Annotated in this window: 32 protein-coding genes; 17 read left to right on the top strand and 15 right to left on the bottom strand. The window is 54.6% G+C overall.

The features are described 5' to 3' along the window. Positions 1–84 precede the first annotated feature (84 nt). A complete protein-coding gene (gene yhbY, locus LLF79_RS11645) occupies positions 85–378 on the top strand; it encodes a ribosome assembly RNA-binding protein YhbY (protein WP_003861814.1) in 294 nt (97 codons plus the stop codon). A 151-nt stretch (positions 379–529) separates the two neighbouring features. Here yhbY and greA read toward each other — a convergent pair whose 3' ends face one another. Then, complete coding sequence (gene greA / locus LLF79_RS11640; RefSeq protein ID WP_003861815.1) at positions 530–1,006, bottom strand: transcription elongation factor GreA; 477 nt, start codon at positions 1,004–1,006, stop codon at positions 530–532. Positions 1,007–1,234: 228 nt separating this feature from the next. On the opposite strand from greA, the gene dacB reads away from it, so the two are divergent. Genes dacB through pmrB form a run of 3 tightly spaced genes read left to right on the top strand, consistent with a single transcriptional unit; the run spans position 1,235 to position 4,373 of the window. After that, positions 1,235–2,668 (top strand): serine-type D-Ala-D-Ala carboxypeptidase, encoded by a 1,434-nt coding sequence (gene dacB, locus LLF79_RS11635; RefSeq protein ID WP_021242259.1) that lies wholly within the window; start codon positions 1,235–1,237, stop codon positions 2,666–2,668. A 2-nt stretch (positions 2,669–2,670) separates the two neighbouring features. After that, the gene (pmrA, locus tag LLF79_RS11630) at positions 2,671–3,333 is read left to right on the top strand and encodes a two-component system response regulator PmrA (RefSeq protein ID WP_008501465.1); all 663 of its coding nucleotides are present in this window, start codon (positions 2,671–2,673) and stop codon (positions 3,331–3,333) included. Continuing rightward, positions 3,330–4,373: a two-component system sensor histidine kinase PmrB gene (gene pmrB, locus LLF79_RS11625; RefSeq protein ID WP_045407062.1), complete on the top strand. Its 1,044-nt coding sequence runs from the start codon at positions 3,330–3,332 to the stop codon at positions 4,371–4,373. The genes pmrA and pmrB overlap by 4 nt, the downstream gene beginning before the upstream one ends. Positions 4,374–4,407: 34 nt before the next feature. Here pmrB and cgtA read toward each other — a convergent pair whose 3' ends face one another. The 4 genes from cgtA to rplU all read right to left on the bottom strand — a co-directional run bounded on the left by cgtA (position 4,408) and on the right by rplU (position 7,249). Beyond that, positions 4,408–5,583 (bottom strand): Obg family GTPase CgtA, encoded by a 1,176-nt coding sequence (cgtA, locus tag LLF79_RS11620; RefSeq protein WP_021242261.1) that lies wholly within the window; start codon positions 5,581–5,583, stop codon positions 4,408–4,410. Between the two features lie 15 nt (positions 5,584–5,598). Then, positions 5,599–6,564, bottom strand: a complete 966-nt coding sequence (locus LLF79_RS11615; RefSeq protein WP_008501462.1) for a DMT family transporter — start codon at positions 6,562–6,564, stop codon at positions 5,599–5,601. Between the two features lie 96 nt (positions 6,565–6,660). After that, positions 6,661–6,918, bottom strand: a complete 258-nt coding sequence (gene rpmA, locus LLF79_RS11610) for a 50S ribosomal protein L27 (RefSeq protein ID WP_004385076.1) — start codon at positions 6,916–6,918, stop codon at positions 6,661–6,663. A gap of 19 nt (positions 6,919–6,937) precedes the next feature. Further along, positions 6,938–7,249: a 50S ribosomal protein L21 gene (gene rplU / locus LLF79_RS11605; RefSeq protein ID WP_003025032.1), complete on the bottom strand. Its 312-nt coding sequence runs from the start codon at positions 7,247–7,249 to the stop codon at positions 6,938–6,940. Between the two features lie 257 nt (positions 7,250–7,506). On the opposite strand from rplU, the gene ispB reads away from it, so the two are divergent. Both ispB and sfsB read left to right on the top strand, forming a co-directional pair. Beyond that, the gene (ispB, locus tag LLF79_RS11600; protein ID WP_008501461.1) at positions 7,507–8,478 is read left to right on the top strand and encodes an octaprenyl diphosphate synthase; all 972 of its coding nucleotides are present in this window, start codon (positions 7,507–7,509) and stop codon (positions 8,476–8,478) included. A gap of 229 nt (positions 8,479–8,707) precedes the next feature. Beyond that, entirely contained in the window at positions 8,708–8,995 is a 288-nt protein-coding gene (sfsB, locus tag LLF79_RS11595; protein WP_008501460.1) for a DNA-binding transcriptional regulator SfsB, read from the top strand. 60 nt (positions 8,996–9,055) lie between these two features. Here the strand turns inward: sfsB and murA are convergent, their stop codons facing one another. From murA to mlaF, 7 genes are all read right to left on the bottom strand, one after another. Next, positions 9,056–10,315, bottom strand: coding sequence for a UDP-N-acetylglucosamine 1-carboxyvinyltransferase (murA, locus tag LLF79_RS11590; RefSeq protein ID WP_008501459.1), 1,260 nt, complete (start codon positions 10,313–10,315; stop codon positions 9,056–9,058). Between the two features lie 50 nt (positions 10,316–10,365). Continuing rightward, positions 10,366–10,620: a BolA family iron metabolism protein IbaG gene (ibaG, locus tag LLF79_RS11585; RefSeq protein ID WP_008501458.1), complete on the bottom strand. Its 255-nt coding sequence runs from the start codon at positions 10,618–10,620 to the stop codon at positions 10,366–10,368. A gap of 126 nt (positions 10,621–10,746) precedes the next feature. Continuing rightward, on the bottom strand, positions 10,747–11,040 hold the full coding sequence (gene mlaB, locus LLF79_RS11580) for a lipid asymmetry maintenance protein MlaB (protein WP_008501457.1): 294 nt from the start codon (positions 11,038–11,040) through the stop codon (positions 10,747–10,749). Next, on the bottom strand, positions 11,040–11,675 hold the full coding sequence (gene mlaC / locus LLF79_RS11575; protein WP_008501456.1) for a phospholipid-binding protein MlaC: 636 nt from the start codon (positions 11,673–11,675) through the stop codon (positions 11,040–11,042). Before mlaC ends, mlaB begins: the two co-directional genes overlap by 1 nt. A gap of 18 nt (positions 11,676–11,693) precedes the next feature. Further along, positions 11,694–12,242 (bottom strand): outer membrane lipid asymmetry maintenance protein MlaD, encoded by a 549-nt coding sequence (gene mlaD, locus LLF79_RS11570; RefSeq protein ID WP_008501455.1) that lies wholly within the window; start codon positions 12,240–12,242, stop codon positions 11,694–11,696. Between the two features lie 4 nt (positions 12,243–12,246). Beyond that, positions 12,247–13,029 (bottom strand): lipid asymmetry maintenance ABC transporter permease subunit MlaE, encoded by a 783-nt coding sequence (gene mlaE, locus LLF79_RS11565; RefSeq protein WP_008501454.1) that lies wholly within the window; start codon positions 13,027–13,029, stop codon positions 12,247–12,249. Positions 13,030–13,036: 7 nt separating this feature from the next. Then, positions 13,037–13,849, bottom strand: a complete 813-nt coding sequence (mlaF, locus tag LLF79_RS11560) for a phospholipid ABC transporter ATP-binding protein MlaF (protein ID WP_008501452.1) — start codon at positions 13,847–13,849, stop codon at positions 13,037–13,039. Between the two features lie 227 nt (positions 13,850–14,076). Here mlaF and LLF79_RS11555 point away from each other — a divergent pair, with 227 nt between their 5' ends. From LLF79_RS11555 to npr, 11 genes are all read left to right on the top strand, one after another. Then, entirely contained in the window at positions 14,077–15,054 is a 978-nt protein-coding gene (locus LLF79_RS11555; protein ID WP_008501451.1) for a calcium/sodium antiporter, read from the top strand. Between the two features lie 13 nt (positions 15,055–15,067). After that, positions 15,068–16,054, top strand: coding sequence for an arabinose-5-phosphate isomerase KdsD (gene kdsD / locus LLF79_RS11550; RefSeq protein WP_008501450.1), 987 nt, complete (start codon positions 15,068–15,070; stop codon positions 16,052–16,054). A gap of 14 nt (positions 16,055–16,068) precedes the next feature. Then, entirely contained in the window at positions 16,069–16,635 is a 567-nt protein-coding gene (gene kdsC, locus LLF79_RS11545; RefSeq protein WP_008501449.1) for a 3-deoxy-manno-octulosonate-8-phosphatase KdsC, read from the top strand. Further along, positions 16,632–17,207 (top strand): LPS export ABC transporter periplasmic protein LptC, encoded by a 576-nt coding sequence (gene lptC, locus LLF79_RS11540; protein WP_021242266.1) that lies wholly within the window; start codon positions 16,632–16,634, stop codon positions 17,205–17,207. Before kdsC ends, lptC begins: the two co-directional genes overlap by 4 nt. Further along, positions 17,176–17,730 carry a lipopolysaccharide ABC transporter substrate-binding protein LptA gene (gene lptA, locus LLF79_RS11535; RefSeq protein ID WP_008501447.1) on the top strand — a complete coding sequence of 185 codons (555 nt, stop codon included), beginning with the start codon at positions 17,176–17,178 and terminating at the stop codon, positions 17,728–17,730. Before lptC ends, lptA begins: the two co-directional genes overlap by 32 nt. Before the next feature lie 6 nt (positions 17,731–17,736). Then, positions 17,737–18,462, top strand: coding sequence for an LPS export ABC transporter ATP-binding protein (gene lptB / locus LLF79_RS11530; protein WP_008501446.1), 726 nt, complete (start codon positions 17,737–17,739; stop codon positions 18,460–18,462). A 47-nt stretch (positions 18,463–18,509) separates the two neighbouring features. Continuing rightward, positions 18,510–19,943, top strand: a complete 1,434-nt coding sequence (gene rpoN / locus LLF79_RS11525; protein WP_008501445.1) for an RNA polymerase factor sigma-54 — start codon at positions 18,510–18,512, stop codon at positions 19,941–19,943. 22 nt (positions 19,944–19,965) lie between these two features. Further along, a complete protein-coding gene (gene hpf / locus LLF79_RS11520; protein ID WP_008501444.1) occupies positions 19,966–20,253 on the top strand; it encodes a ribosome hibernation promoting factor in 288 nt (95 codons plus the stop codon). Between the two features lie 82 nt (positions 20,254–20,335). Further along, entirely contained in the window at positions 20,336–20,827 is a 492-nt protein-coding gene (gene ptsN / locus LLF79_RS11515; protein WP_008501443.1) for a PTS IIA-like nitrogen regulatory protein PtsN, read from the top strand. Between the two features lie 45 nt (positions 20,828–20,872). Further along, the gene (gene rapZ, locus LLF79_RS11510; RefSeq protein ID WP_008501442.1) at positions 20,873–21,727 is read left to right on the top strand and encodes an RNase adapter RapZ; all 855 of its coding nucleotides are present in this window, start codon (positions 20,873–20,875) and stop codon (positions 21,725–21,727) included. Then, the gene (npr, locus tag LLF79_RS11505; protein ID WP_003861872.1) at positions 21,724–21,996 is read left to right on the top strand and encodes a PTS phosphocarrier protein NPr; all 273 of its coding nucleotides are present in this window, start codon (positions 21,724–21,726) and stop codon (positions 21,994–21,996) included. The genes rapZ and npr overlap by 4 nt, the downstream gene beginning before the upstream one ends. Positions 21,997–22,037: 41 nt before the next feature. Here the strand turns inward: npr and mtgA are convergent, their stop codons facing one another. From mtgA to arcB, 3 genes are all read right to left on the bottom strand, one after another. Further along, the gene (gene mtgA / locus LLF79_RS11500) at positions 22,038–22,763 is read right to left on the bottom strand and encodes a monofunctional biosynthetic peptidoglycan transglycosylase (protein WP_206804919.1); all 726 of its coding nucleotides are present in this window, start codon (positions 22,761–22,763) and stop codon (positions 22,038–22,040) included. After that, a complete protein-coding gene (elbB, locus tag LLF79_RS11495) occupies positions 22,760–23,413 on the bottom strand; it encodes an isoprenoid biosynthesis glyoxalase ElbB (protein ID WP_032653621.1) in 654 nt (217 codons plus the stop codon). The genes mtgA and elbB overlap by 4 nt, the downstream gene beginning before the upstream one ends. A 232-nt stretch (positions 23,414–23,645) precedes the next feature. After that, positions 23,646–25,979 carry an aerobic respiration two-component sensor histidine kinase ArcB gene (arcB, locus tag LLF79_RS11490; RefSeq protein ID WP_227879551.1) on the bottom strand — a complete coding sequence of 778 codons (2,334 nt, stop codon included), beginning with the start codon at positions 25,977–25,979 and terminating at the stop codon, positions 23,646–23,648. Positions 25,980–26,098 lie beyond the last annotated feature (119 nt).

Here is a 26,098-nt window from a genome sequence, read left to right as displayed (position 1 = left end):
AATTTCTACGCAGCTATTTGGCGATATTAGGGAGATGGCGGTAGAATGAACCGTTTTCAATCCCAACGTAAGCAAAAATATACGATGAATCTGAGTACTAAACAAAAACAGCACCTTAAAGGTCTGGCACATCCGCTCAAGCCTGTAGTGATGCTTGGCAACAATGGTTTGACCGAAGGGGTGCTTGCCGAGATTGAACAAGCGCTGGAACACCACGAGCTGATCAAGGTGAAAATCGCCTCTGAAGACAGAGACACTAAAAACCTGATCGTGGAAGCCATCGTGCGCGAAACCGGCGCCTGTAATGTACAGGTCATCGGTAAAACGCTGGTGCTCTACCGCCCATCTAAAGAACGTAAAATCTCGCTGCCACGTTAAGGATATCCTGAATTAAACACATTTTCTGTGTGAAACGAGGGATTTCTGTCAGCAGGCGAGCAAAATGCCATGCTCCTTGAGTTGATAAAAGGCCGCTACGCGGCCTTTTTCTTTTCTTTACAATGTATCAACATCTTAGTAGAGAAGCGAATTACAGGTATTCAACCTTAATAATTTCGTATTCCACTTCACCGCCAGGGGTGCGGATGGTGACAACATCGTCCTGCTCTTTGCCAATCAGGCCGCGAGCAATCGGCGAGTTCACCGAAATCAGGTTCTGTTTGAAATCAGCTTCATCATCACCCACGATGCGATAGGTCTGCTCTTCGTCGTTGTCCAGGTTCAGCACGGTAACGGTAGAACCAAAAATCACACGGCCATTATTCGGCATTTTGGTGATATCGATAACCTGTGCATTGGACAGTTTTGCTTCGATATCTTTAATACGCCCTTCACAGAAGCCCTGCTGCTCACGCGCGGCGTGGTATTCAGCGTTCTCTTTCAGGTCGCCATGCTCACGCGCTTCCGCGATAGCGGCGATGATTTCAGGGCGACGTACGGATTTCAGAAAATCCAGCTCTTCGCGCAGTTTTTCGGCACCACGTAAGGTCATCGGAATAGCTTGCATTTGTTATACCTCTTAAACATTCCTGTTGGGAGCAGTGTTCCCTGCTCCAGCCCACCTGAACAGGCCAGAAGCAAAAAGAAAACCGACCCGGGAGCAACGCCCCAGGTCAGCAGCAATTTTTCAATTTGATACGCATTTTACCGCGAAGTTCACTATGGGTCATCGTTTACTTTGCAGTGCCATGCACCGTAGTATGACGGTTTGTTTTCGGGTTGTTAGCGCGAGATTATGCGATTTTCCAGTTTTATCATCGGATTGACTACCAGTATAACGTTCACCGCCCAGGCCGCGAATGTTGATGAGTACATTAATCAGCTTCCCGCAGGCGCGAACCTCGCCCTGATGGTGCAGAAGGTTGGCGCACAGGCTCCCGAGATTGACTATCACAGTCAACAGATGGCGCTGCCTGCCAGTACCCAAAAGGTGATCACCGCCCTCGCCGCTCTGCTCCAGCTCGGGCCTGACTTCCGTTTTACGACCACCCTTGAAACCAAAGGTAACGTTGAGGGTGGCGAACTGAAAGGCGATCTTATCGCCCGTTTTGGCGGCGATCCGACCTTTAAACGCCAGGATATCCGCAATATGGTTGCGGTGCTAAAAAAAACCGGCGTGCAGAAAATTGATGGCAATGTGCTGATCGACACGTCCATCTTTGCCAGCCACGACAAAGCCCCGGGCTGGCCGTGGAACGACATGACGCAGTGCTTTAGCGCCCCGCCCGCCGCCGCGATTGTTGACCGCAACTGCTTCTCGGTTTCGCTTTACAGTGCGCCGAAGCCGGATGATTTAGCGTTTATCCGCATCGCGTCCTACTACCCGGTCACCATGTTTAGCCAGGTTCGCACGCTGGCCAAGGGTTCCCCCGATGCCCAGTATTGCGAACTGGATGTGGTGCCAGGCGACCTTAACCGCTTCACGCTCACCGGCTGCCTGACGCAGCGCGCCGATCCGCTGCCGCTGGCCTTTGCAATACAGGATGGCGCAAGCTATGCAGGCGCCATTCTGAAAGATGAGCTGAAACAAGCGGGAATAACCTATTCCGGCACCCTGCTTCGTCAGACGCAGGTCAACCAGCCCGGCACGGTCATCGCCAGCAAACAGTCTGCGCCGCTGCACGATTTACTGCGAATTATGCTGAAAAAGTCGGACAATATGATTGCCGATACGGTGTTCCGCATGATTGGCCACGCCCGTTTCGGCGTGCCGGGAACCTGGCGCGCGGGCTCAGACGCGGTGCGTCAGATTCTGCGCCAGCAGGCGGGGATCGACCTGGGTAATACCATCGCCGTCGATGGCTCCGGCCTGTCGCGCCATAATTTGATCTCTCCGGCCACGATGATGCAGGTGCTTCAGTACATTGCACAGCATGACACTGAGCTAAACTTTATTTCAATGCTGCCGCTGGCCGGACATGACGGTTCACTGCAGTACCGCGCAGGGCTTCACGCTGCCGGCGTGGATGGCAAAGTCTCCGCGAAAACAGGCTCACTGCAGGGGGTTTACAACCTTGCAGGCTTCATCACTACCGCCAGCGGACAGCGCATGGCATTCGTGCAGTATCTTTCCGGCTATGCCGTCGAACCGACCGATCAGCGCAATCGTCGTATTCCGCTGGTTCGCTTCGAAAGCAGGCTTTATAAGGACATCTACCAGAATAACTAGCGATGAAACTACTTATAGTTGAAGACGATCTGTTATTGCAGGAAGGGCTGGCGCTGGGGCTGGCCAATGAAGGGTATGCTCTCGACTGTGCAGGCACCGCAGCAGAGGCGGATGCCCTGATCCAGAGCGGCGAATACAGCCTGGTGATCCTCGATTTGGGCTTGCCGGATAAAGACGGCGCCACGCTGCTCAGCCAGTGGCGACGTCGCGGCATCAACAATCCCGTCCTGATCCTGACGGCACGTGATGCCATTGAAGATCGTATCACCGGCCTCGATGCAGGCGCAGATGATTATCTGGTGAAGCCTTTCGCGCTCGCGGAGCTGCAGGCACGGGTGCGAGCGTTGATTCGCCGTTATCAGGGCCATAGTGATAACTTACTGACCGACGGCGACATTACGCTGAATTTGCAAACCCAGCAGGTGCTGCAACAGGATCAGGCCGTAGAGGTCACGCCAAAAGAGTTCGCCTTGCTTACGCGTCTGATCATGCGCAGCGGGCAAACGGTACACAGAGAAACGCTCCAGCAGGATATCTACTCCTGGCAGGACGATCCCGGGTCAAATACCCTTGAGGTCCACATCCATAATCTGCGGCGTAAGCTCGGCAAAGACAGGATCAAAACCGTTCGCGGCGTCGGCTATCGTCTGGAGAGCCAGAAATGAACAGCATGCGTCGGCGTCTGATGGTACTGCTGGCGGTCATTCTCCTGTTTTTCCAGCTGATAAGCGTCATCTGGCTATGGCATGAAAGCCGTGAACAGATTGGTTTTCTGGTCAACGAAACGCTGTCAGCGAAAGCGCGCAATAATCACGTTGAGAAAGAGATACGCGAAGCGATTGCCTCGCTGCTGGTCCCTTCCCTGGTGATGGTTGGCTTTACCCTGCTCTTCTCTTTCTGGGCGGTCACCTGGATAACCCGGCCGCTGAATAAACTCCGCGCCAGCCTCGCTAATCGTTCAGCCGATAACTTAACCCCGCTTCCCATGTATTCCGACATGGAAGAAATTGGCGCGGTGACGACCTCCCTGAACCAGCTGCTGGCCCGGCTGGATAGCACCATTAAGCAGGAACGTCTCTTCACCGCAGACGCCGCTCACGAGCTGAGAACGCCTCTTGCTGGCATCCGGCTCCATCTGGAGCTGATGTCGCAGTCAGGTGCACCACAGGCCGCCACGCTGATTAGCCGTATCGATCAGCTCATGCATACCGTCGAACAGCTGCTGATGCTGGCCCGGGCCGGACAGGCCATGGCGAGCGGACACTACGAAACCGTGAACTGGACGGAAAATATCATTGAACCTCTCGGCCTGGGGCATGAAGCCAAAGAGCATACGGTGATTTGGCCCGCTAAAAGCGCGCTCACGGTTCAGGGAGACGCCGTTCTCCTGCGCCTCATGCTGCGCAACCTGCTGGAGAATGCCGGGCGCTACAGCCCGGCAGGGACAACGATTACAGTGACATTAACCGAGGTCGACGGCGGGACGCAGATTAGCGTTATCGATCAGGGTCCTGGAATTGATGAAGCGCACCGACAGTCAATTACCGAGCCATTCCGCCGTCTTGACCAGCGCTACGGAGGCAGTGGGCTGGGCCTGAGCATCGTGCAGCGCATCCTCCAGCTCCACCACGGCAGGCTAACGCTTGAGAATGGCGCTGAAGGTGGCTTAATCGCCAGCTGCTGGCTGCCCGCAACGCTGGAATAAAAAAAGCCCCCATAACGGGGGCTTTGAACAGCAATTAGTGCTTGTAGATGAACTCGACGCCTTCTTCGTCGTCTTCATCCCAGTCATCATCCCAGTCTTCATCGTCTTCTTCCGCTTCCAGCTCTTCGAGCTGCTGGCGGTGGTAGTCATCCCACATGAATTCGACTTTTTCAGGCTGTTTGACTTCTTCCGCCTGAACAATTGGGTTCTCAATGATGAAGGTCATCACATCCCAGCACAGATCTTTCACGCCAACCTGGCTTGCCGCAGAGATCAGGTAGTATTTATCTTCCCAACCCATCGCTTCAGCAATGGCTTTCGCTTTTGCTTCCGCTTCGGCTTTGTCCATCAGGTCGATCTTGTTGAAGACCAGCCAGCGTGGTTTGTTCGCCAGTTTCTCGCTGTATTTCTCCAGCTCGCCAACGATGATGCGGGCGTTTTCAACCGGATCGGAACCGTCGATAGGATCGATATCAATGAGGTGCAGCAGCACGCGGCAGCGCTCAAGGTGTTTCAGGAAGCGAATGCCCAGACCCGCCCCTTCCGCGGCGCCTTCAATCAGGCCCGGAATATCGGCGACCACGAAGCTCTTCTCGTTATCCATACGGACAACGCCCAGGCTTGGTACCAGCGTGGTAAACGGATAGTCAGCCACTTTTGGCTTCGCCGCAGAAACCGCGCGAATAAACGTCGATTTACCTGCGTTTGGCATACCCAGCATGCCCACGTCAGCCAGAAGCATCAGTTCCAGCTGCAGGTCGCGCTTATCGCCCGGCGTACCCATCGTTTTCTGACGCGGCGTACGGTTAACGGAAGATTTGAAACGGCTGTTACCCAGACCGTGCCAGCCGCCTTTCGCCACCATCAGGCGCTGACCGTGTTTGGTCATGTCGCCCATGGTTTCACCCGTCCCCTGGTCAATCACACGCGTACCGACCGGAACTTTAATGGTGACGTCTTTACCGCGTTTCCCGGTACAGTCACGGCTCTGGCCGTTCTGGCCACGTTCAGCGCGGAAGGATTTTTCGAAACGGTAGTCGATCAGCGTGTTGAGGTTCTCATCCGCCTCCAGCCACACGTCACCACCATCCCCACCGTCGCCGCCATCAGGACCGCCACGAGGGATATACTTTTCACGGCGGAAGCTCACGCAACCGTTGCCGCCATCACCAGCCACGACCAGGATCGTCGCTTCATCAACAAACTTCATTTTACTCTCCGTAACTCATTCGCCTGAGCGGGGGACTACTACAACCGCTTCATTTTTGCGCCAACGTCCCCAAAGACGATGACCAATGGCGGAATACATCGCGCCCGCAACCACGACAAACGCACCGAGATAACCCAACAGGTTGAGCATCGGTCTGACGAAGACATCGGGCCAGGCCATTGATAACAAATCTGAAAATAACAGCGTAAACAGCGGGGTAAGCGTGATCAACGCGCTTACCTGTGCTGCCTGCCAGCGCGCCATCGCTTCGGCCAGCGCGCCATAACCGACCAGCGTGTTCAGTCCACAAAAAATGAGGCACGCCAGTTGCCAGTCGCTAAGCTGGGTAATCACGCCCGGCTTCGCTAATGGCAGCAATGCTATTGTACACAAAGTGTACAGCAAAAAGAGGATCTGCTGTGAGGCAAGCCGACGCAATAACACCTTTTGCGCGACGCCATAGCTCACCCAGACCGTTGCTGCCCCCACGCCGAAAATGACACCCCAGGTGTAATCCGTCAGGCGGGTAAAAATCTCGATTAGACTGGTGTTGAAGAACATCACCAGACCGCACAACAGCATGCTCGCCCCGATAATCTGCGTACCGCGCATCTTCTCCTTGAGGATAAAGACGCTGGCGACCATCATGCCCACCGGCGAAAGCTGACCAATCACCTGCGACGCCGTGGGGCTGAGATATTGCAGGGAAGAGCTGAACAGGATGAAGTTACCGAACAGACCGCCCGTCGCGATAGCCAGCAACACCAGCCAGCGCGGTTTACGGAAGAGCCGCAAGGGTGGAAGCTTACCTTTGATGGCCAGAATCGCCCCGAGGCCGATGCTTGCCATCAGAAAGCGATAAAAGACCACCGTAGGCGGCTCCATCACTTCCAGTACCTGCTTCATTGCAATTGGCAGCGCACCCCAGCACATTGCGGTTGTGAGCGCCAAAAGAATTCCTATGCCGGCCTGCTGCTTCATGCCCGTTTTCCCTACAGAAAAAATTACCGGGTTTCCAATGTAAAAAGCCCCGCAACAGGGTGCGGGGCTTTAATCCGTTACCGGACCGAGAAAACCTTACTCAGCAACGATGCTGATGTATTTACGGTTGTTCGGGCCTTTAACTTCAAATTTCACTTTACCGTCTGCTTTAGCAAACAGAGTGTGGTCACGACCGCAACCTACGTTGTTGCCAGCGTGGAATTTGGTACCACGTTGACGAACGATGATGCTACCCGCCAGAACGGATTCGCCACCGAAACGCTTAACGCCCAGGCGTTTAGCTTCTGAATCGCGACCGTTACGTGTGGAGCCGCCAGCCTTTTTATGTGCCATTTAAATCTCTCCTCAGGTCTTAGGCGCTGATGCCAGTAATTTTCACATCAGTGAACCACTGACGGTGGCCCTGCTGCTTACGGTAGTGCTTACGACGACGAAACTTAACGATTTTAACTTTCTCGCCACGACCGTGTGCAACAACTTCAGCTTTGATAACGCCGCCATCAACGAAAGGAACGCCGATTTTGACTTCTTCACCGTTTGCGATCATCAGAACTTCTGCGAACTCAACAGATTCGCCAGTTGCGATGTCCAGCTTTTCCAGGCGAACGGTCTGACCTTCGCTTACTCGGTGTTGTTTACCACCACTTTGGAAAACCGCGTACATATAAACTCCGCTTCCGCGCACGTCCTCGTATGAATCAGAGTGCGCTATAAATATTCACAATAGGGCGCGAATATTACGCAAAACGCGAGCCTTTGACAAGTGCTACCGTCAATACATGAAGAAAAAAAACACAACACGTACGGTAACGTTTATCTGAGCCGTTTTTTCAGTACAATCAGCACTACTATTGATAAACCGAAACCCTTCGTTACCCCATTGAAGATGGGATCAACAGGATAAAAAGCCCGGCTTTTGCGATGAATTTAGAAAAAATCAACGAGTTAACCGCGCAAGATATGGCGGGTGTGAATGCAGCAATCCTGGAGCAACTCAACTCTGACGTTCAGCTGATCAATCAGTTGGGCTATTACATTGTCAGCGGCGGCGGTAAACGCATTCGCCCGATGATTGCTATTCTGGCTGCCAGAGCCGTTGGCTATCAGGGAAATGCCCACATCACTATCGCCGCGCTCATCGAATTTATCCACACGGCGACGCTTCTGCACGACGATGTGGTGGATGAATCGGATATGCGTCGTGGCAAAGCCACGGCTAACGCCGCGTTCGGGAACGCAGCCAGCGTCCTGGTGGGGGATTTTATCTATACCCGCGCCTTCCAGATGATGACCAGCCTGGGTTCCCTGAAAGTGCTGGAAGTGATGTCCGAAGCCGTTAACGTCATCGCTGAAGGCGAAGTGCTGCAGCTGATGAACGTCAACGACCCGGACATCACTGAAGAAAACTACATGCGCGTCATCTACAGCAAAACCGCGCGCCTGTTTGAAGCGGCGGCCCAGTGTTCCGGCATTTTGGCGGGCTGTACCGAAGCGCAGGAAAAAGGCCTGCAGGACTATGGCCGCTATCTGGGCACAGCCTTCCAGCTGATTGACGATCTGCTGGACTACAGTGCGGACGGCGAGACGCTCGGCAAAAACGTTGGCGATGACCTGAACGAAGGCAAACCGACCCTGCCGCTGCTCCACGCCATGCGTAACGGAACGGCCGACCAGGCGAAGATGATCCGTGAAGCGATTGAGCAGGGAAATGGCCGCCATCTTCTGGAACCTGTACTGGAAACCATGGCAATCTGCGGATCGCTGGAATGGACGCGTCAGCGTGCAGAAGAAGAAGCCGACAAGGCCATCGAGGCCCTTCAGGTCATTCCAGACAGCCCATGGCGCGAAGCACTGATTGGCCTTGCCCACATCGCCGTTCAGCGCGACCGTTAATCTCCCTTTTTCTCCCCGCGAACCTGGCGGGGAGATTCCAGTACACACCAGTAGATTCCGCGTTCATGTAAATTCATCGGTTTAGAGACCGCATGAATAAAGCCATGTCTTATTCTGAATATTCCTTCAAGTAACGCGAACTTTTTAGAACAAGAGTTCGAAATGGGTATAGTAAACCCGTCGTTTCAGAAGAAACGGCCTAGGTGAATCCGAACTTAAGGACGGCGTTATGGATACGAAATTTATCGACTGGCACACGGCTGATATTATTGCCGCACTGCGCAAAAAAGGCACTTCACTGGCTGCAGAGTCCCGCCGCCATGGACTGAGTTCTTCAACTCTGGCAAACGCCCTCACCCGCCCCTGGCCAAAAGGAGAATTAATTATCGCAACGGCGCTGGACACGCATCCGTGGGTGATTTGGCCTTCGCGCTACCACGATCCTGTCACCCATGAATTTATCGACAGATCGCGCATGATTCGCCAGAGAAAAGTAAAAAAAGAATCGCAGGAATAAGGTTTTTTTGACAGGAACAGCAACCCCCCGGTCATTTCTGGCAGGGGGCTGCCGGAACGATTACTCGCCCTTCACACGCTCGATATTGGCACCCAGCGCGCGCAGTTTATCTTCGATACGCTCATAGCCACGATCGATGTGATAAATACGATCCACGATCGTTGTGCCTTCCGCGATACAACCCGCCAATACCAGGCTGGCAGACGCACGCAGATCGGTTGCCATCACCTGAGCACCGGAGAGTTTCTCAACGCCGTGGCAAATCACGGTATTACTTTCGATCTCGGCACGTGCCCCCATACGGATCAGCTCCGGTACGTGCATAAAGCGGTTCTCGAAAATGGTTTCCGTGATAAAGCCGGTCCCTTCGGCGACCAGGTTCAACAAGGTGAACTGTGCCTGCATGTCAGTTGGGAAGGCCGGATGCGGTGCCGTACGCACATTGACCGCTTTTGGACGCTGTCCATGCATATCAAGGCTGATCCAGTCTTCACCGATTTCGATATCCGCGCCCGCATCGCGTAGTTTCGCCAGCACCGCATCCAGGGTATCTGGCTGCGCGTTGCGACAAACAATTTTCCCGCCAGAGATCGCAGCAGCGATCAGGAAGGTACCGGTTTCGATACGGTCCGGCAGTACGCGATAGACACCCCCGCCCAGACGCTCAACGCCTTCGATGGTGATGCGGTCGGTACCCTGACCAGAGATCTTCGCACCCAGCGCCACGAGGAAGTTGGCAGTATCCACAATCTCCGGTTCACGCGCGGCGTTTTCGATGATCGTGGTCCCTTCTGCCAGCGTTGCCGCAGACATAATGGTCACCGTTGCACCCACGCTCACTTTGTCCATAACAATGTGCGCGCCTTTCAGACGACCATTGACGGACGCTTTAACGTAGCCTTCTTCCAGCTTGATCTCTGCGCCCAGTTTTTCCAGGCCAAAGATGTGCAGGTCAACCGGACGCGCACCGATAGCGCAACCGCCCGGCAGCGAAACCTGACCCTGACCGAAACGCGCCACCAGCGGGCCAAGCGCCCAGATGGAAGCACGCATGGTTTTCACCAGATCGTAAGGGGCAGAGAAGTTATTCACCTTGCTGGCGTCGATCCAGACGGAACCGTTACGCTCGACTTTCGTGCCCAACTGGGTGAGCAGCTTCATGGTGGTGTCGATATCTTTCAGCTTCGGTACGTTCTGAATCTCTACCGGCTCTTCCGCGAGCAGTGCAGCAAAGAGGATGGGCAGCGCGGCGTTTTTCGCGCCAGAAATTGTGACTTCGCCCTGGAGACGCGTTGGCCCCTGTACACGAAATTTATCCATGGTGTGCTCTCTTATAAATTCAACCGTGCTGCGGGCCTGTCGCCCTCAGCTCAAAAACCGTTTAGTTTGCGATCGCGTGCCCACTCTTGCGGGGTGAACGCTTTAATCGACAGGGCGTGGATGCGGTTATCCGCAATATATTCCATCAGCGGCGCGTACACAGCCTGCTGTTTCTTCACACGGCTCATACCGTCGAACATCTCACCCACAGCAATAACCTGGAAGTGACTGCCATCGCCTGTGACGTGGGCTTCCTGAAGGGAGAGTGCATTCATCAGCACTGTCTGGATTTCATGATTTTCCATGGGCTCTTAATCATCTGATAGTGAAAACAAGCCCAACATCTTAGAGCAAAGTGGCGTCGTCTTAAACAAGCAAAAAGCCCCGACGATGAAACTGTCAGGGCTTTCGGAAGTAACGCACTGAAAATATTAACGAGGCAGTACGTCCTGAGGGAGATTGTAGAGCTGCGCCAGGGTCACGACATTGTCGCTCGCGCCGCGAAGCGTGACGCTCGCCCCCTGCTTTTTCCCCACCGCAACCAGATGGGCAAGCAGTGCAACGCCTGCCGTATCTACCCGCGTGACGTTGGTTAAGTCAATAACCGTCACGCCCTGCATGGCCTCATGGCGCTTATCCCATAAGGGGTTCAGCAGATCCTGATCCAGCTCACCGGACAGCTTTAATGTCTCGCCTTCACGCGACCAGCTGAGTTGCTGTGACATTACTTCTTCTCGTCCAGACTAATTTTCTGACGAGCGATGGACTGCAGCTGCGCGGTCAGGCCATCAATCCCCTTGGTGCGCAGCAGGTCGCTCCACTCGTTCTGTTTGGTGGTGATCATGCTTACACCTTCGGCGATCATGTCATACGCCTGCCAGTGGCCGGTCTGGCTGTTTTTACGCCACTGGAAATCCAGACGCACCGGCGGACGACCGTTAGGATCGTTGATCGTTACGCGAATAGGGACGATGGTCGCATCACCCAGCGGCTGCTCCGGGGCGATCTGATAGGTCTGACCGTGATACATCGCCAGCGCCTGACCATACGCCTGCTTCAGGTATTCACGGAAAGCGGCAAAATAGGCATCACGCTGCGCCGGGGTTGCGTCTTTGTAATAGCGGCCCAGCACCAGGGCTCCCGCATATTTGATCTGCACGTACGGCAGCAGCTCCTGGTCAACCACGTCACGCAGGTAATCAGGATTAGCACGAATCTTAGGCTGCTCGTTTTTAAGACGATCGAAGGTTTTCTTCGCGGCTTCGTCCATCAGTTTGTACGGGTTACTCTGATCCGCCGCGTGCACCGCGGTGAGAGGGGCAATAACCAGCATGGCAACCATTAACAGTCGTTTAAACATGAATGACTTCTCCTGATATTAATTCGCAGCACCTGGGGTCGGCGCAGCATTGGTATGGTCTTCACTCTGCGCAGGGGCATTGTCAGACTTTTTATCATCCCCTTTACTGTTGTAAAGGAACTGACCAATCATATCTTCCAGCACCATGGCGGACTTGGTGTCCTGGATCACGCTCCCGTCCTTAAGGATAGTCGTTCCCAGCTCGGGGTCTTCAAAACCGACGTTAAGCGCCAGATATTGTTCGCCCAGCAGACCGGAAGTCCGGATAGAAAGGGAACTGGTGTCCGGAATGTGGTTGTAACGCTCTTCGATATCCATCGCGACACGTGGCAGATAGGTCTTCTCATCCAGCGTAATGTCAGATACGCGTCCGATCACCACGCCGCCAATACGGACCGGTGAACGCGCCTTCAGCCCGCCGATGTTATCGAAGGTGGCATAGATGCGATACGTCGGCTCGGTGCGCACAGACGTGATATCCGCCGCTCTCAGGCAGATAAACAGCGCGGCCAGCAGCGCCAGCAGCAGGAATACACCGACCCAAATTTCATTTTTTCTCGTTTGCATGAACTCAATTCCCAAACATCAGTGCGGTGAGCACAAAATCCAGACCCAGTACGGCCAGCGACGAATGAACGACTGTACGTGTAGTTGCGCGGCTAATGCCCGCCGACGTCGGGATGGCATCGTAACCATTGAACAATGCAATCCAGGTGACCGTAATGGCAAATACCACGCTCTTAATCAGGCAGTTAATCAGATCCATTCGCAGATCAATGGCATCCTGCATGGCAGACCAGAAGAAACCGGCATCAATGCCTTTCCAGTGCACGCCAACCAGCGAACCGCCCCAGATCCCCACGGCGACAAACAGAATCGTCAGCAGCGGTAAAGAGATGACCCCGGCCCAGAAACGCGGCGAGATCACGCGACGCAGCGGATCGACCGCCATCATCTCCATGCTGGAGAGCTGCTCGGTCGCGCGCATCAGGCCAATTTCAGCCGTTAAGGCCGACCCCGCGCGCCCGGCGAAAAGCAGCGCCGCCACAACGGGCCCCAGTTCACGCAGCAGCGAGAGCGCCACCAGCATCCCGAGGCTGGTTTCCGCACTGTAGGTTGTCAGCACCAGGTAGCCCTGCAGACCCAGCACCATACCGATAAACAGACCGGAGACAATGATGATGAGCATCGACAGCACGCCGACGTTATAAAGCTGACGCACCAATAGCGGCGCGTGCTTACGGAATTCCGGCTTGCCGACCAGCGCGTTGAATAACATCAATCCGGCACGCCCGAACGTCCTGATGGTTTTTATGCCACGGTGTCCGAGAGCGGCCAACGCATTTAACAGCATGAGTGGCTTAACTCCCTATTCCCAGTAAATCGTCACGATAGTCGCCCGCCGGGTAGCGGAACGGCACAGGGCCATCGGCAATACCGTCGAGGAACTGCCGCACGCGCGGATCGCAATTTTCCTGCAGCGCCTGGGCGCTACCGTGTGCGACGATCTTTTTGTCCGCTACGATGTAGGCGTAATCGGCAATGCTCAACACTTCAGGTACATCGTGAGACACCACAATGCAGGTGACGCCAAGCGCGCTGTTCAGCTCAGAGATGAGCTTCACCAGCACGCCCATCGTGATGGGATCCTGCCCGACAAACGGTTCGTCGAACATGATTAAATCAGGTTCTAATGCGATGGCTCGCGCCAGCGCGGCACGACGCGCCATCCCGCCGGACAGCTCCGAAGGCATCAGCTTCGCGGCGCCCCGCAGCCCGACGGCTTCTAGCTTCATCATCACCGTGCTTTTCAGCAGCGCAGGCGGCAGGCTGGTATGCTCGCGCAGCGGATAGGCAACGTTATCAAAGACGTTCATGTCGGTGAACAAAGCCCCCGACTGAAAGAGCATGCTCATGCGTTTGCGAACAGTATACAGGCGCGAGCGCGACATCTCCGGGATGTTTTCGCCATCAAAGAGGATTTCACCGCTATCCGGTGGGATCTGCCCACCGATAAGGCGGAGCAGGGTCGTTTTACCGATCCCGGACGGCCCCATGATGGCAGTAATTTTGCCACGCGGCACGGTCAACGAAATATCATCAAATATCAATCTGTTGGCGCGAGAAAAACTCACCCCGCGGACATCGACTAAATTCGCCATGGTTTGGCTCATTTATGGTTCCTTTCTTATCCTGCTCACGTTAAGGCATGTAGCCTGAATCAGCCCTAAACTCCGCATTTTTACAGAATAATAACCGTAGAGGTTAGCGAAAGCTGGCATTTGTTTTACTTTTCCGGCGCATAAAGTCAAAATTAGGAATTCGTTACGCCTCAGACTGTATGCAGTCCAGCCATTCCCGAGCAATGGACCGACGAGTATACCTGAAGAAAGGACTTTTGATGCTTTTAGCAACAGCACTGTTAATAATTGGTTTACTGTTGGTGGTCTACAGTGCTGACCGTTTAGTGTTTGCTGCATCTATCCTGTGTCGCCTGAGTGGCGTACCACCTGTTGTCATCGGGATGACTGTGGTCAGCGTAGGAACGTCGCTTCCTGAAATCATCGTCTCTGTCTCCGCCTCGCTGCATGGTCAGGTAGACCTGGCAGTCGGCACCGCCATTGGCTCTAACATCGTCAATATTTTATTGATTTTAGGCCTGGCCGCGCTGCTCCATCCTTTTCGCGTGCATTCTGATGTTCTGCGCCGTGAATTGCCGCTAATGTTACTCGTAAGCCTGCTGGCAGGGTGCGTATTTTACGATGGCGTACTGAGCTACAGCGACGGCATTTTCCTGCTGGCGCTGGCCGTTATTTGGCTGCTGTATAGTGTTAAGATCGCCCGTCTGGCTGAAAAGCAGGGTCAGGATAGCCTCACGCGCGAGCAGGTCGCCGAGCTTCCGCGAGAAGGCACGCTGCCTGTTGCCCTGCTCTGGCTGGGCGTCGCACTGATCATCATGCCGATGGCAACGCGCATGGTCGTGGATAACGCGACGGTGCTGGCGAACTATTTTGCCATCAGCGAGCTGACTATAGGCCTGACGGTGATTGCCATCGGCACCAGCCTGCCGGAGCTGGCCACCGCCATTGCGGGGGCACGTAAAGGTGAGGATGACATTGCCATTGGTAATATCATCGGTTCTAACATTTTTAATATCGCCATTGTGATGGGCCTGCCGGCCCTGATTTCGCCAGGGCCCTTTAATCCTCTGGCGTTCTCACGTGATTACGGCGTGATGTTGCTGGTCAGCGTGATTTTTGCCCTGCTCTGCTGGCGGCGGCAACGACAGATCGGCAAAGGCGCAGGCGCGCTGCTGACGGGTGGATTTATCGTATGGATGGCGATGCTGTACTGGCTCTCGCCTCTTCTCTCTGGGTAAACGGAAACGCATTATGTCGCAAATAGAATTGCAGCCGGGTTTTGACTTTCAGAAAGCAGGCAAAGACGTTCTGGAGATTGAACGTGAAGGTCTGGCGCAGTTAGATCAGTACATTAATCAGGATTTTAGTCTGGCATGTGAGAAGATATTCTACTGCGCCGGCAAAGTCGTGGTGATGGGGATGGGCAAGTCCGGTCACATTGGACGCAAAATGGCGGCAACCTTTGCCAGTACCGGCACCTCTTCCTTCTTTGTCCACCCGGGGGAAGCCGCGCACGGGGACCTGGGTATGGTCACGCCGCAGGATATCGTCATCGCGCTCTCCAACTCCGGTGAGTCCAATGAAATCCTGGCGCTCATCCCGGTACTGAAGCGACTGCAGGTGCCGCTGATTTGCATGACCAGCCGTCCAGAAAGCAGCATGGCGCGTGCAGCCGATATTCACCTGTGCGTGAAGGTTCCTAAGGAGGCCTGTCCGCTCGGTCTGGCGCCGACCTCCAGCACCACCGCTGCACTGGTCATGGGCGATGCGCTTGCCGTGGCGCTGCTTGAAGCCCGTGGCTTTACGCCGGAAGATTTCGCGCTTTCCCACCCGGGCGGCGCGCTGGGGCGCAAGCTCCTGCTGCGGGTAAACGATATTATGCACACCGGGGATGAGATCCCTCACGTCAGTAAAGAAGCCTCCCTGCGTGATGCGCTGCTGGAAATCACCCGTAAGAATCTGGGGATGACGGTCGTGTGCGACGATCTGATGAAAATTCAGGGGATCTTCACCGATGGCGACCTGCGTCGCGTGTTCGATATGGGTGTCGATGTCCGCACGCTCGGCATTGCCGACGTGATGACGCCGGGCGGTATCCGCGTGCGTCCAGGTACGCTGGCCGTGGATGTGCTGAACCTGATGCAGTCCCGCCACATCACCTCCGTTATGGTTGCCGATGGCGACCAGTTGCTGGGTGTGGTACATATGCATGATCTGCTGCGCGCAGGCGTAGTGTAATGAAGGATAAGACAATGAGTAATGCGGGTGCATCCCTTGCAACCTGTTATGGTCCGGTCAGTACGCAGATGATGGCAAAGGCGGAAAACATTCGTCTGCTCATCCTCGATGTGGATGGGGTTCTCTCCGACGGCCTGATTTACATGGGCAATAATGGTGAAGAGCTGAAGGCGTTTAACGTTCGCGACGGCTACGGTATCCGCTGTGCGCTCACCTCGGGGATTGAGGTGGCGATCATCACCGGACGAAACGCTAAACTGGTAGAAGACCGCTGTGAAACTTTAGGTATTACCCATCTGTATCAGGGTCAATCCGATAAGATGGCTGCGTTCAATGATTTACTGGGTAAACTGGCTATCGCACCGGAAAACGTGGCCTACGTCGGGGACGACCTGATTGACTGGCCGGTGATGGCTGAAGTTGGGCTGAGCATCGCCGTTGCCGATGCACATCCGCTGCTGATCCCGCGCGCCGACTACGTTACCCACATCAACGGTGGCCGCGGCGCTGTCCGTGAAGTCTGCGATCTGCTTCTGCTGGCGCAGGGCAAGCTTGATGAGGCCAAAGGGCAATCGATATGAGTAAAACCAGACGTTGGATTATCATTTTGCTTTCGCTTGTCGCACTGGTATTGATTGGCGTGAACCTTGCCGATCGCGACGATACGCAAACGGAAGTGATCAACAATACCGATCCAACCTATAAAAGCGATCACAGCGACACCGTGGTCTACAGCCCGGAAGGCGCGCTGAACTATCGCCTGATTGCCCAGCATGTTGAATATTTTTCCGATGATGGCGTTTCATGGTTTACCCAACCTGTGATGACCACATTTGATAAAGACAAAGTGCCGACGTGGTCAATTAAGTCAGATCGGGCCAAACTGACAAATGACCGTATGCTTTATCTGTATGGCCACGTTGAAGTCAACGCCCTGACCGCTGACTCGCAACTGCGAAAAATTACGACGGATAATGCCCAGATCAACCTGGTAACCCAGGACGTGACGTCGCAGGATCTGGTCACACTGTATGGCACAACATTTAATTCCAGCGGTTTAAGAATGCGCGGGAACTTACGCAGCAAGAACGCCGAGCTGATTGAAAAGGTTAGAACCTCCTATGAAATTCAAAACAAACAAACTCAGCCTTAAAGTTATTATCGCCAGCGCGATGCTGGCGGCCAGTCTCCCCGCGCTTGCTGTAACGGGCGATACCGACCAGCCGATCCATATTGAGTCCGACACCCAGTCTCTCGATATGCAGGGTAACGTCGTCACCTTCACGGGTAACGTCGTCATGACCCAGGGCACCATCAAAATCAACGCCGACAAAGTGGTCGTAACCCGTCCGGGTGGCGAGCAGGGCAAAGAGATTATTGATGGTTACGGCAACCCGGCAACCTTCTATCAAATGCAGGACAACGGCAAGCCGGTGAAAGGCCGCGCTACGCACATGCACTATGAGCTGGCGAAGGATCTGGTCATCCTGACCGGGAATGCGTATCTGGAACAGCTGGACAGCAACATTACCGGCGACCAGATTACCTATCTGGTTAAAGAGCAAAAAATGCAGGCCTCCAGCGAGAAAGGCAAACGCGTGACCACCGTACTGGTTCCGTCGCAGCTGCAGGACAAAGGCAAGGGCCAGGCCCCGGCACAGAAGAAGAGTAACTAATTCGTTATGGCAACATTAACTGCAAAAAACCTCGCGAAGGCCTATAAGGGCCGCCGTGTCGTAGAAGATGTCAGTCTGACCGTCAACTCCGGCGAAATCGTGGGGCTGCTTGGCCCGAACGGTGCGGGTAAAACGACCACCTTCTACATGGTGGTGGGTATTGTGCCGCGCGATGCCGGCAACATTATCATTGACGATGAAGACATCAGTCTTCTGCCGCTGCACGCGCGCGCGCGTCGCGGGATCGGCTATCTGCCGCAGGAAGCCTCCATTTTCCGTCGTCTCAGCGTTTACGACAACCTGATGGCGGTCCTGCAAATTCGTAACGACTTGACCAACGAACAGCGTCAGGATCGTGCTAACGAGCTGATGGAAGAGTTCCACATTGAGCATCTGCGCGACAGCCTCGGTCAGGCACTCTCCGGGGGCGAACGCCGTCGCGTTGAGATTGCGCGTGCGCTGGCCGCAAACCCGAAATTTATCCTTCTGGATGAACCGTTTGCGGGCGTTGACCCCATCTCCGTTATCGACATTAAACGTATCATTGAGCACCTGCGCGACAGCGGGCTTGGCGTACTGATCACCGACCACAACGTGCGTGAAACGCTGGCCGTGTGTGAACGCGCCTATATTGTCAGCCAGGGCAATCTGATCGCCCACGGTACGCCGCAGCAGATCCTCGAAGACGATCATGTTAAGCGCGTCTATCTTGGGGAAGACTTCAGACTCTGATAGGGTAGAGGTAACGTAACGCCGAACCGGAGAAAAATGCTCTGAACATGAAGCAAGGTTTGCAATTAAGGCTCAGCCAACAACTGGCGATGACGCCGCAGCTACAGCAGGCAATTCGCCTGTTGCAACTGTCCACGTTAGAACTTCAGCAGGAGCTCCAGCAGGCGCTGGACAGTAACCCCCTGCTGGAACAAACCGATCTTCATGACGAGGTAGATACCCAGCAATCGCAGGATACTGAAGCGCTCGATACCGCGGATGCACTCGAACAAAAAGAGATGCCCGACGAGCTTCCGCTTGATGCCAGCTGGGATGAAATCTACACCGCCGGAACCCCTTCCGGTACGCGTGCAGACTACCAGGACGATGAGCTACCGGTCTATCAGGGCGAAACCACCCAGTCGCTGCAGGATTACCTGATGTGGCAGGTGGAACTCACCCCCTTCTCCGATACCGACCGCGCGATTGCCACGTCCATTGTCGATGCCGTTGACGACACCGGCTATTTGACCGTCACCCTCGACGATATACTGGAAAGCATGGGCGACGACGAGATTGAGCTTGAGGAAGTCGAAGCCGTTCTGAAGCGCATCCAGCGTTTCGATCCGGTAGGCGTAGCCGCAAAAGATCTGCGCGACTGCCTGCTGATTCAGCTTTCTCAGTTCAGTAAAGAGACGCCATGGCTCGAGGAGGCGCGCGCGATCATCAGCGATCATCTGGATCTGCTGGCGAACCACGATTTCCGCACCCTGATGCGAGTCACGCGCCTGAAGGAAGAGGTGCTGAAAGAAGCGGTGAATCTGATCCAGTCGCTCGATCCGCGCCCCGGTCAGTCGATCCAGACCAGCGAGCCCGAGTACGTGATCCCGGATGTGCTGGTCAGAAAACACAACGGCCGCTGGGTCGTTGAACTGAATTCAGACAGCATCCCTCGCCTGCAAATCAACCAGCAGTATGCCTCCATGTGCACCAGCGTGCGTAACGACGCCGACAACCAATATATTCGTAGCAATTTGCAGGAAGCGCGATGGCTGATCAAAAGTCTGGAGAGCCGAAATGATACGCTGCTACGCGTCAGCCGCTGTATTGTCGAACAGCAGCAGGCTTTCTTTGAGCAGGGCGAAGAGTATATGAAACCGATGGTGCTGGCGGATATCGCCCAGGCCGTCGAGATGCATGAATCAACCATTTCCCGTGTCACCACGCAGAAGTATCTGCACAGTCCACGCGGTATTTTTGAGCTTAAGTATTTCTTCTCCAGCCATGTGAATACCGAGGGCGGCGGCGAAGCGTCGTCAACGGCCATTCGTGCTCTGGTGAAGAAGTTGATCGCCGCGGAGAATCCCGCGAAGCCACTAAGCGACAGTAAGTTAACCACCATGCTGTCCGATCAGGGTATTATGGTGGCACGTCGTACTGTTGCGAAGTATCGAGAGTCTTTATCCATTCCGCCGTCCAACCAGCGTAAACAGCTGGTCTGACACAACCGATAAGGAAGACACTATGCAGCTCAACATCACTGGACAAAACGTCGAAATTACTGAGGCTTTACGCGACTTTGTGAACGCGAAGTTTGCAAAACTCGAGCAGTATTTCGAAAGGATCAATCAGGTCTACATTGTGTTGAAAGTGGAGAAAGTGACTCATATCTCGGATGCCACCCTGCATGTTAACGGGGGGGAACTGCATGCCAGTGCGGAAGGGCAAGACATGTACGCTGCTATCGACGGCTTGATTGATAAGCTTGCGCGACAGCTCAATAAACATAAAGATAAACTGAAACAACACTAATTGTCCGGGCAGTTAACGGGTGCAGGACGGCCTGTTGTGAAACACAACAGGCCATTTGTACAGTTAGCGCTTAGGTGAAATTATGATGAACAACGATTCCGCTCTTCAACTGAGCAATGTCCTTAACCAGGAATGTACCCGCAGTGCGGTTCACTGCCAGAGCAAAAAACGTGCGCTGGAAATCATCAGTGAACTGGCCGCAAAACAGCTGGGCCTGCCGCCGCAGGTGGTGTTCGAAGCGATTCTGACCCGCGAAAAGATGGGCAGTACCGGTATCGGCAACGGCATCGCAATCCCGCACGGCAAGCTGGAAGAGGATACCCTGCGTGCCGTCGGTGTGTTTGTGCAGCTTGAAACACCGATCGCCTTTGATGCCATTGATAACCAGCCCGTCGATCTCCTCTTCGCGCTGCTGGTGCCTGCTGACCAGACGAAAACCCATCTGCATACGCTGTCGCTGGTCGCCAAACGTCTGGCTGATAAAACCATTTGCCGTCGACTGCGCTCGGCTCAAAGTGATGAAGAGCTTTATCAAATTATCACCGAAGCAGAAGGCAATCAGGATGATGCATAACCAGGAGATGGCCTTCACATCTGTTGTCCTGAGGAGAAACGGAACATGGTGCTGATGATTGTCAGCGGTCGTTCAGGGTCGGGGAAATCCGTTGCTCTGCGCGCGCTGGAAGACATGGGTTTTTACTGCGTCGATAACCTTCCGGTCGTGTTGCTGCCCGACCTGGCCCGTACGCTTGCGGAGAGACAGACCTCGGCCGCCGTCAGTATCGACGTTCGTAACATGCCGGAATCGCCAGAGATCTTCGAACAGGCAATGAGTAACCTGCCTGACACGTTCTCGCCTCAGCTGCTGTTCCTCGATGCAGACCGTAATACCCTGATTCGCCGCTACAGCGACACCCGTCGTTTGCACCCGCTTTCCAGTAAGAACCTCTCCCTGGAGAGCGCAATCGATGAAGAGAGCGATCTGCTGGAGCCGCTGCGTTCTCGCGCCGACCTGATTGTCGACACCTCTGAGATGTCCGTTCACGAGCTGGCGGAAATGCTGCGTACCCGGTTGTTGGGTAAACGCGAGCGCGAACTGACGATGGTGTTCGAATCCTTTGGCTTCAAGCACGGTATCCCGATTGATGCGGATTATGTTTTCGACGTGCGCTTCCTGCCGAACCCGCACTGGGATCCGAAACTGCGTCCTATGACCGGTCTGGATAAACCCGTCGCGGCCTTCCTCGACAGGCACACAGAAGTTCACAATTTTATCTACCAGACGCGAAGCTACCTTGAGCTATGGTTACCTATGCTGGAGACAAACAATCGTAGCTACCTGACGGTAGCGATTGGCTGTACCGGCGGTAAACATCGTTCGGTTTATATCGCCGAACAGCTGGCCGACTATTTCCGCTCGCGCGGGAAGAACGTTCAGTCCCGTCATCGCACGCTGGAAAAACGTAAAACATGACCGTAAAACAGACCGTTGAGATCACCAATAAGCTGGGCATGCATGCGCGCCCGGCGATGAAGCTGTTTGAGCTGATGCAGGGTTTCGATGCAGAAGTTCTGCTGCGGAATGACGAAGGTACCGAAGCGGAGGCGAACAGCGTCATTGCGCTGCTGATGCTGGATTCCGCCAAAGGGCGTCAGATTGAAGTCGAAGCCACCGGCCCCCAGGAAGAGGAAGCGCTGGCGGCGGTGATTGCGCTGTTTAACGCGGGGTTCGACGAAGATTAAGGTCTCTGCCCTTCAGGCGGGTGGCGCTGCGCTTACCCGCCCTACATAAGTTTGTTGCTCTCCATAAACCCTTCTCCTCCCAACTGACGCATCTGGCGCATAATCCACGCCTGACGGCTTCGCACGTAACCTGACGGGGCACTGGCTTTAAAGCGGAGGGGATTAGGCAGAACAGCCGCGAGCAGCGCCGCCTCAGACATGCTCAGCTTGCTGGCGGGTTTATTAAAATAGCGTTGTGATGCAGCTTCGACACCAAATACCCCGTCGCCAAACTCGGCAACGTTGAGATACACGGTCAGAATGCGCTTTTTGCTCCAGACCGTTTCCATGCCCAGGGTGAGCCCCGCTTCCAGCCCCTTTCGCACCCAGCTGCGGCCGTCCCACAGAAACAGATTTTTGGCCGTCTGCTGCGACAACGTTGACGCGCCGCGCACGCGGTTTTCATGGCGTTCGTTATGCGCCAGCGCCTTCTCAATGGCCGCAACGTCGAATCCCCAGTGCTCCGGAAATTTCTGATCCTCCGCTGCGATGACCGCCAGCCCCATGAACGGAGAGATCTCGTCCATGCTTACCCAATCAGAATGGGCAACATAGCCGAAATCGCCGCTGAGCCACGCGCCGAGCTGACGCTCAACCATCACGGCAGAGAACGGGACCGGCATAATGCTGAACACGGCCAGCCCGCCTCCCCAGAACACCGCCATGATGAGAACGATGCGTAGAAGAAGGCGTTTCACCCATGCGCCTGCGGAAAACGGACGCCTCATTCCGTCAGCACCAGCACGCGGGCGACCAGTTTTTCAATGCCCACAGCGGCTTCCGCGATATTCTTCGCCAGCATATACGCAGGCGTGGTGACAATCTTGTTATCTTCATCAACCACAATGTCATCCACCGGGCACGGAACGTGTTCGCCCCCCATTTCCTCGACGATCTCTGCGGTATCAATATCCGTCCCGATGGTCAGGCGCAGCGGGAAATCAAAAATTTTAGGCAACATCGCCGGTGCGATACAGATAAAGCCCAGCGGTTTTCCTGCCGCATGCATGGCCTGCGACAGCGCTTTGAGATGAGGATCGATCTGACACTCCGCGCCCTGCGCGGCAAAGGTACTGAGATTTTTGGCTGCGCCAAACCCACCCGGCACAATGAGCGCATCAAGCTCTGCAGGGTCTGCCTGAATAAGAGGATGGATGTCACCTCGCGCAATGCGCGCGGCTTCAATCAGCACGTTACGGGTTTCCGCCATCGGCTCACCGGTCAGATGGTTAATCACATCCGCCTGATTTTTGTCCGGTGCAAAACAAATCACCTCGGCTCCCTGCTTAGCCAGGGCCAGCAGCGTGATGACGGCTTCGTGTATCTCAGAGCCATCGTAAACACCGCATCCGCTTAGCACGACACCAATCTTTTTCATCATGACAATCCTTTTCTGCAACTTGCTGAAGCACATTAATAATTTTGATTAAAACGCTATGCTTCACACATTTCACTGATTCATGTAACAAACCATTTAAGATTTGCTATCTTATCTGCGTGCGGCCTAAATTTTTCAGGCAGCGCCCTTTCAAAAATAACGTTTAAAAACAGGCGCAGCCACGATTTCCCTGGTGTTGGCGCAGTATTCGCGCACCCCGGTTAATCCGGGGTCATTTTTTTCTGGCGTCAACCCAGGCTTTTAGCACCGCCACATCGTTTTGCCATTCCTGTTTCATCTCTTCAACCCAATCACCCACGTTATCTTCCCATGCAGGTAAATCAGGCGACTGAATCTGTTGCCCCAGCTGCTGCAGATGGCGTAAGCCAACCGAGCCGGCGGCACCTTTGATTTTATGTCCTTCTTCCACGATCCCCTTCTGGTCACGGGCCGTCAGGTTGGATTCCAGCACGCTCAGATAGCCCGGCATCATTTTTTCGAACACCGCCAGACCGTCGGTAATCAGTTTCGGCCCCACCAGATCGATGTACTGCTCCAGCATCGCGGTATCGAGTATCGTTTGGGCTTTTGCGCTATCAACAGACGTCATGGTGCTCTCCTCTTCATCATGGGTATCCCAGAATTTTTTGATCATAGCGGTCAGAGCAGGCACCGCCAGCGGCTTGCTGAGTACATCGTCCATACCGGCATCGAGATACTCTTTTTTATCTTTCAGCACGTTCGCCGTCAGGGCAACCAGCGGCGGCAGTTCGTCGGCCGCGTACTGACGCGTCAACTCGCGCGAGATATCCAGCCCGGTCATATCCGGTAATTGAATATCCAGCAGAACAAGATCGTATTCGCCTGGTTTAAACATCTTCAGCGCGGCTTTGCCGGTCATCGCGACATCCACGCTGTTGCCCAGTTTTTCCAGTACAGAGCGCGCCACAATTACGTTCAGCTCAATATCTTCCACCAGCAGGACGTGCAGGGCAGGCAGCGGCATATCGTCATTTTCAAAGGTATCCTCTACCTCTTCCGCCACCGCAGGGGCATGGACCGTCAGCGTGAAGGTTGACCCTTTGCCCGGCTGGCTGGCAACGGTGATATCGCCGCCCATACTCTTCGCCAGACGTTTAGAGACCGCCAGGCCAATGCCCGTACCGGTGGCCGGTTTCCCACCGTTGCTGTCCTTCACCTGATAGTACATGGCGAAGATTTTGTCCTGCTCCTCCAGCGGAATACCCATCCCGGAGTCTTCCACCTCGAAGTGCAGCATGTCACCTTCGTCATAGCGGATACGCACCGCCACCTTTCCTTTCTGGGTAAATTTCACCGCGTTGCTGATCAGGTTCCACAGGATCTGGCGCAGTCGCGTGCCGTCCGTCACCACTTTATGCGGCAGCGGCAGGGTTGGCTCCATGACAAAGCTCAGTCCCTTCTGCTGCGCCTGCAGGCCAGACAGGTTTTCCAGATCGGCAAGGAAGCTGGTGAAATCCACAGGCTGGTTATCAAGCTGAACTTTGCGGCGCTCCATCTTATCCATATCAATAATATCGTTGAAGATATTACCCAGCGTGACCGCTGAAACATGGATAGTCTTGAGATATTTTTCCTGCTCTGCGGTCAGGTCGGTATCCAGCAGAATACGGCTCAACCCGACGATGCCGTTAAGCGGCGTACGCAGCTCGTGGCTGATGGTGGAGATAAAGGTGGTCTTGTCGCGGCTGGCGCGCTCCAGGGCATCCTGATAGCGCTTACGCTCGGTAATATCGCGGCCAAAGCCCATCAGGCCGTGGCGTTTCCCCACGCGGTCATAGTAGGGCACCTTACGGATCTCAAAGCAGGCTTTGCGCCCGTCCGGGTAATCCAGCCACTGTTCATAGGTCAGCGAGACGTTATGACGGAAGACTTTTTCGTCGGTCTCCATGACCTTGGCCGCCGCCTCTTCAGAGTAAACGTCCTGCGGCTTCAGGTGTATCAGCTGCTTCTCGCTTTTTCCGGTGAGCAACTCCATCGCCCGGTTACAGCCGGAAAACTCTTTATCTTCATTACGGTAGAACACCAGATCCGGCGACGCATCCAGGAACGATCGCAGGAAAGAAGATTGCTGCTCAAGCTGGATCTGCGTGACCTCGCGCTCTTTCATTTCGATTTTCAGCTGTTCCAGGGTGGCCTGACGCTCGGCCTCCGCTTTCTCACGATCTGAAATCTCCTGATTCAGCTGCGCAATGTTGTCTTTGAGCTGGACGTTGAGCTTCAGGTCGCGCTCGCGCATCTCTTCCAGCTTATCCACCAGCTTAGACAAACGCTGACGGGACTCTTCCAGCTGTTCAACCACCACGGAAAGGAAATAGACCGCCCAGGGAGTAATAAGCAAGCCAAAGAAGATGGAGCGGATGACGTCGATACTCTCGACCTGACCATGCAGAACCATGGTAACCGCCATTTGCACGACAATGGCCAGAACGACCAGCGCCAGCGCAAGCAGCATGGAAAAACGCACCAGCCCAAGCTTCATCATCAGGTCGACGTAATACTGGGCAAGCATTCGAATTTGCTTCATAGAGGATCCCTTCACGACGTTATCGCTCAATAATACTCAAATTCGCGGCGGGACGTTGAAGGTTGTGAGAAAAAGTGCGGGGTGAAACAGGAGATTAGCCTCGCTCCCGGGTAACCGGA

It is taken from the genome of Enterobacter cloacae complex sp. 2021EL-01169, assembly GCF_020733125.1.
GTDB lineage: Bacteria > Pseudomonadota > Gammaproteobacteria > Enterobacterales > Enterobacteriaceae > Enterobacter > Enterobacter roggenkampii.
Note: the sequence above shows the minus strand (reverse complement) of the source record. Positions and strands in the feature narration are given on the sequence as shown.

Bases quoted from the DNA above. Each gene is read 5' to 3' on its own strand.
- kdsD (WP_008501450.1), top strand. From the start codon at position 15,068: ATGTCGCAAATAGAATTGCAGCCGGGTTTTGACTTTCAGAAAGCAGGC.
- rplU (WP_003025032.1), bottom strand. From the start codon at position 7,249: ATGTACGCGGTTTTCCAAAGTGGTGGTAAACAACACCGAGTAAGCGAA.
- rpoN (WP_008501445.1), top strand. From the start codon at position 18,510: ATGAAGCAAGGTTTGCAATTAAGGCTCAGCCAACAACTGGCGATGACG.
- npr (WP_003861872.1), top strand. From the start codon at position 21,724: ATGACCGTAAAACAGACCGTTGAGATCACCAATAAGCTGGGCATGCAT.
- pmrB (WP_045407062.1), top strand. From the start codon at position 3,330: ATGAACAGCATGCGTCGGCGTCTGATGGTACTGCTGGCGGTCATTCTC.
- cgtA (WP_021242261.1), bottom strand. From the start codon at position 5,583: ATGAAGTTTGTTGATGAAGCGACGATCCTGGTCGTGGCTGGTGATGGC.
- dacB (WP_021242259.1), top strand. From the start codon at position 1,235: ATGCGATTTTCCAGTTTTATCATCGGATTGACTACCAGTATAACGTTC.
- LLF79_RS11555 (WP_008501451.1), top strand. From the start codon at position 14,077: ATGCTTTTAGCAACAGCACTGTTAATAATTGGTTTACTGTTGGTGGTC.
- murA (WP_008501459.1), bottom strand. From the start codon at position 10,315: ATGGATAAATTTCGTGTACAGGGGCCAACGCGTCTCCAGGGCGAAGTC.
- mtgA (WP_206804919.1), bottom strand. From the start codon at position 22,763: ATGAGGCGTCCGTTTTCCGCAGGCGCATGGGTGAAACGCCTTCTTCTA.
- rpmA (WP_004385076.1), bottom strand. From the start codon at position 6,918: ATGGCACATAAAAAGGCTGGCGGCTCCACACGTAACGGTCGCGATTCA.
- lptB (WP_008501446.1), top strand. From the start codon at position 17,737: ATGGCAACATTAACTGCAAAAAACCTCGCGAAGGCCTATAAGGGCCGC.
- elbB (WP_032653621.1), bottom strand. From the start codon at position 23,413: ATGAAAAAGATTGGTGTCGTGCTAAGCGGATGCGGTGTTTACGATGGC.
- lptC (WP_021242266.1), top strand. From the start codon at position 16,632: ATGAGTAAAACCAGACGTTGGATTATCATTTTGCTTTCGCTTGTCGCA.
- sfsB (WP_008501460.1), top strand. From the start codon at position 8,708: ATGGATACGAAATTTATCGACTGGCACACGGCTGATATTATTGCCGCA.
- rapZ (WP_008501442.1), top strand. From the start codon at position 20,873: ATGGTGCTGATGATTGTCAGCGGTCGTTCAGGGTCGGGGAAATCCGTT.
- ibaG (WP_008501458.1), bottom strand. From the start codon at position 10,620: ATGGAAAATCATGAAATCCAGACAGTGCTGATGAATGCACTCTCCCTT.
- mlaD (WP_008501455.1), bottom strand. From the start codon at position 12,242: ATGCAAACGAGAAAAAATGAAATTTGGGTCGGTGTATTCCTGCTGCTG.
- lptA (WP_008501447.1), top strand. From the start codon at position 17,176: ATGAAATTCAAAACAAACAAACTCAGCCTTAAAGTTATTATCGCCAGC.
- LLF79_RS11615 (WP_008501462.1), bottom strand. From the start codon at position 6,564: ATGAAGCAGCAGGCCGGCATAGGAATTCTTTTGGCGCTCACAACCGCA.
- mlaF (WP_008501452.1), bottom strand. From the start codon at position 13,849: ATGAGCCAAACCATGGCGAATTTAGTCGATGTCCGCGGGGTGAGTTTT.
- hpf (WP_008501444.1), top strand. From the start codon at position 19,966: ATGCAGCTCAACATCACTGGACAAAACGTCGAAATTACTGAGGCTTTA.
- kdsC (WP_008501449.1), top strand. From the start codon at position 16,069: ATGAGTAATGCGGGTGCATCCCTTGCAACCTGTTATGGTCCGGTCAGT.
- mlaB (WP_008501457.1), bottom strand. From the start codon at position 11,040: ATGTCACAGCAACTCAGCTGGTCGCGTGAAGGCGAGACATTAAAGCTG.
- mlaE (WP_008501454.1), bottom strand. From the start codon at position 13,029: ATGCTGTTAAATGCGTTGGCCGCTCTCGGACACCGTGGCATAAAAACC.
- mlaC (WP_008501456.1), bottom strand. From the start codon at position 11,675: ATGTTTAAACGACTGTTAATGGTTGCCATGCTGGTTATTGCCCCTCTC.
- yhbY (WP_003861814.1), top strand. From the start codon at position 85: ATGAATCTGAGTACTAAACAAAAACAGCACCTTAAAGGTCTGGCACAT.
- greA (WP_003861815.1), bottom strand. From the start codon at position 1,006: ATGCAAGCTATTCCGATGACCTTACGTGGTGCCGAAAAACTGCGCGAA.
- pmrA (WP_008501465.1), top strand. From the start codon at position 2,671: ATGAAACTACTTATAGTTGAAGACGATCTGTTATTGCAGGAAGGGCTG.
- ptsN (WP_008501443.1), top strand. From the start codon at position 20,336: ATGATGAACAACGATTCCGCTCTTCAACTGAGCAATGTCCTTAACCAG.
- arcB (WP_227879551.1), bottom strand. From the start codon at position 25,979: ATGAAGCAAATTCGAATGCTTGCCCAGTATTACGTCGACCTGATGATG.
- ispB (WP_008501461.1), top strand. From the start codon at position 7,507: ATGAATTTAGAAAAAATCAACGAGTTAACCGCGCAAGATATGGCGGGT.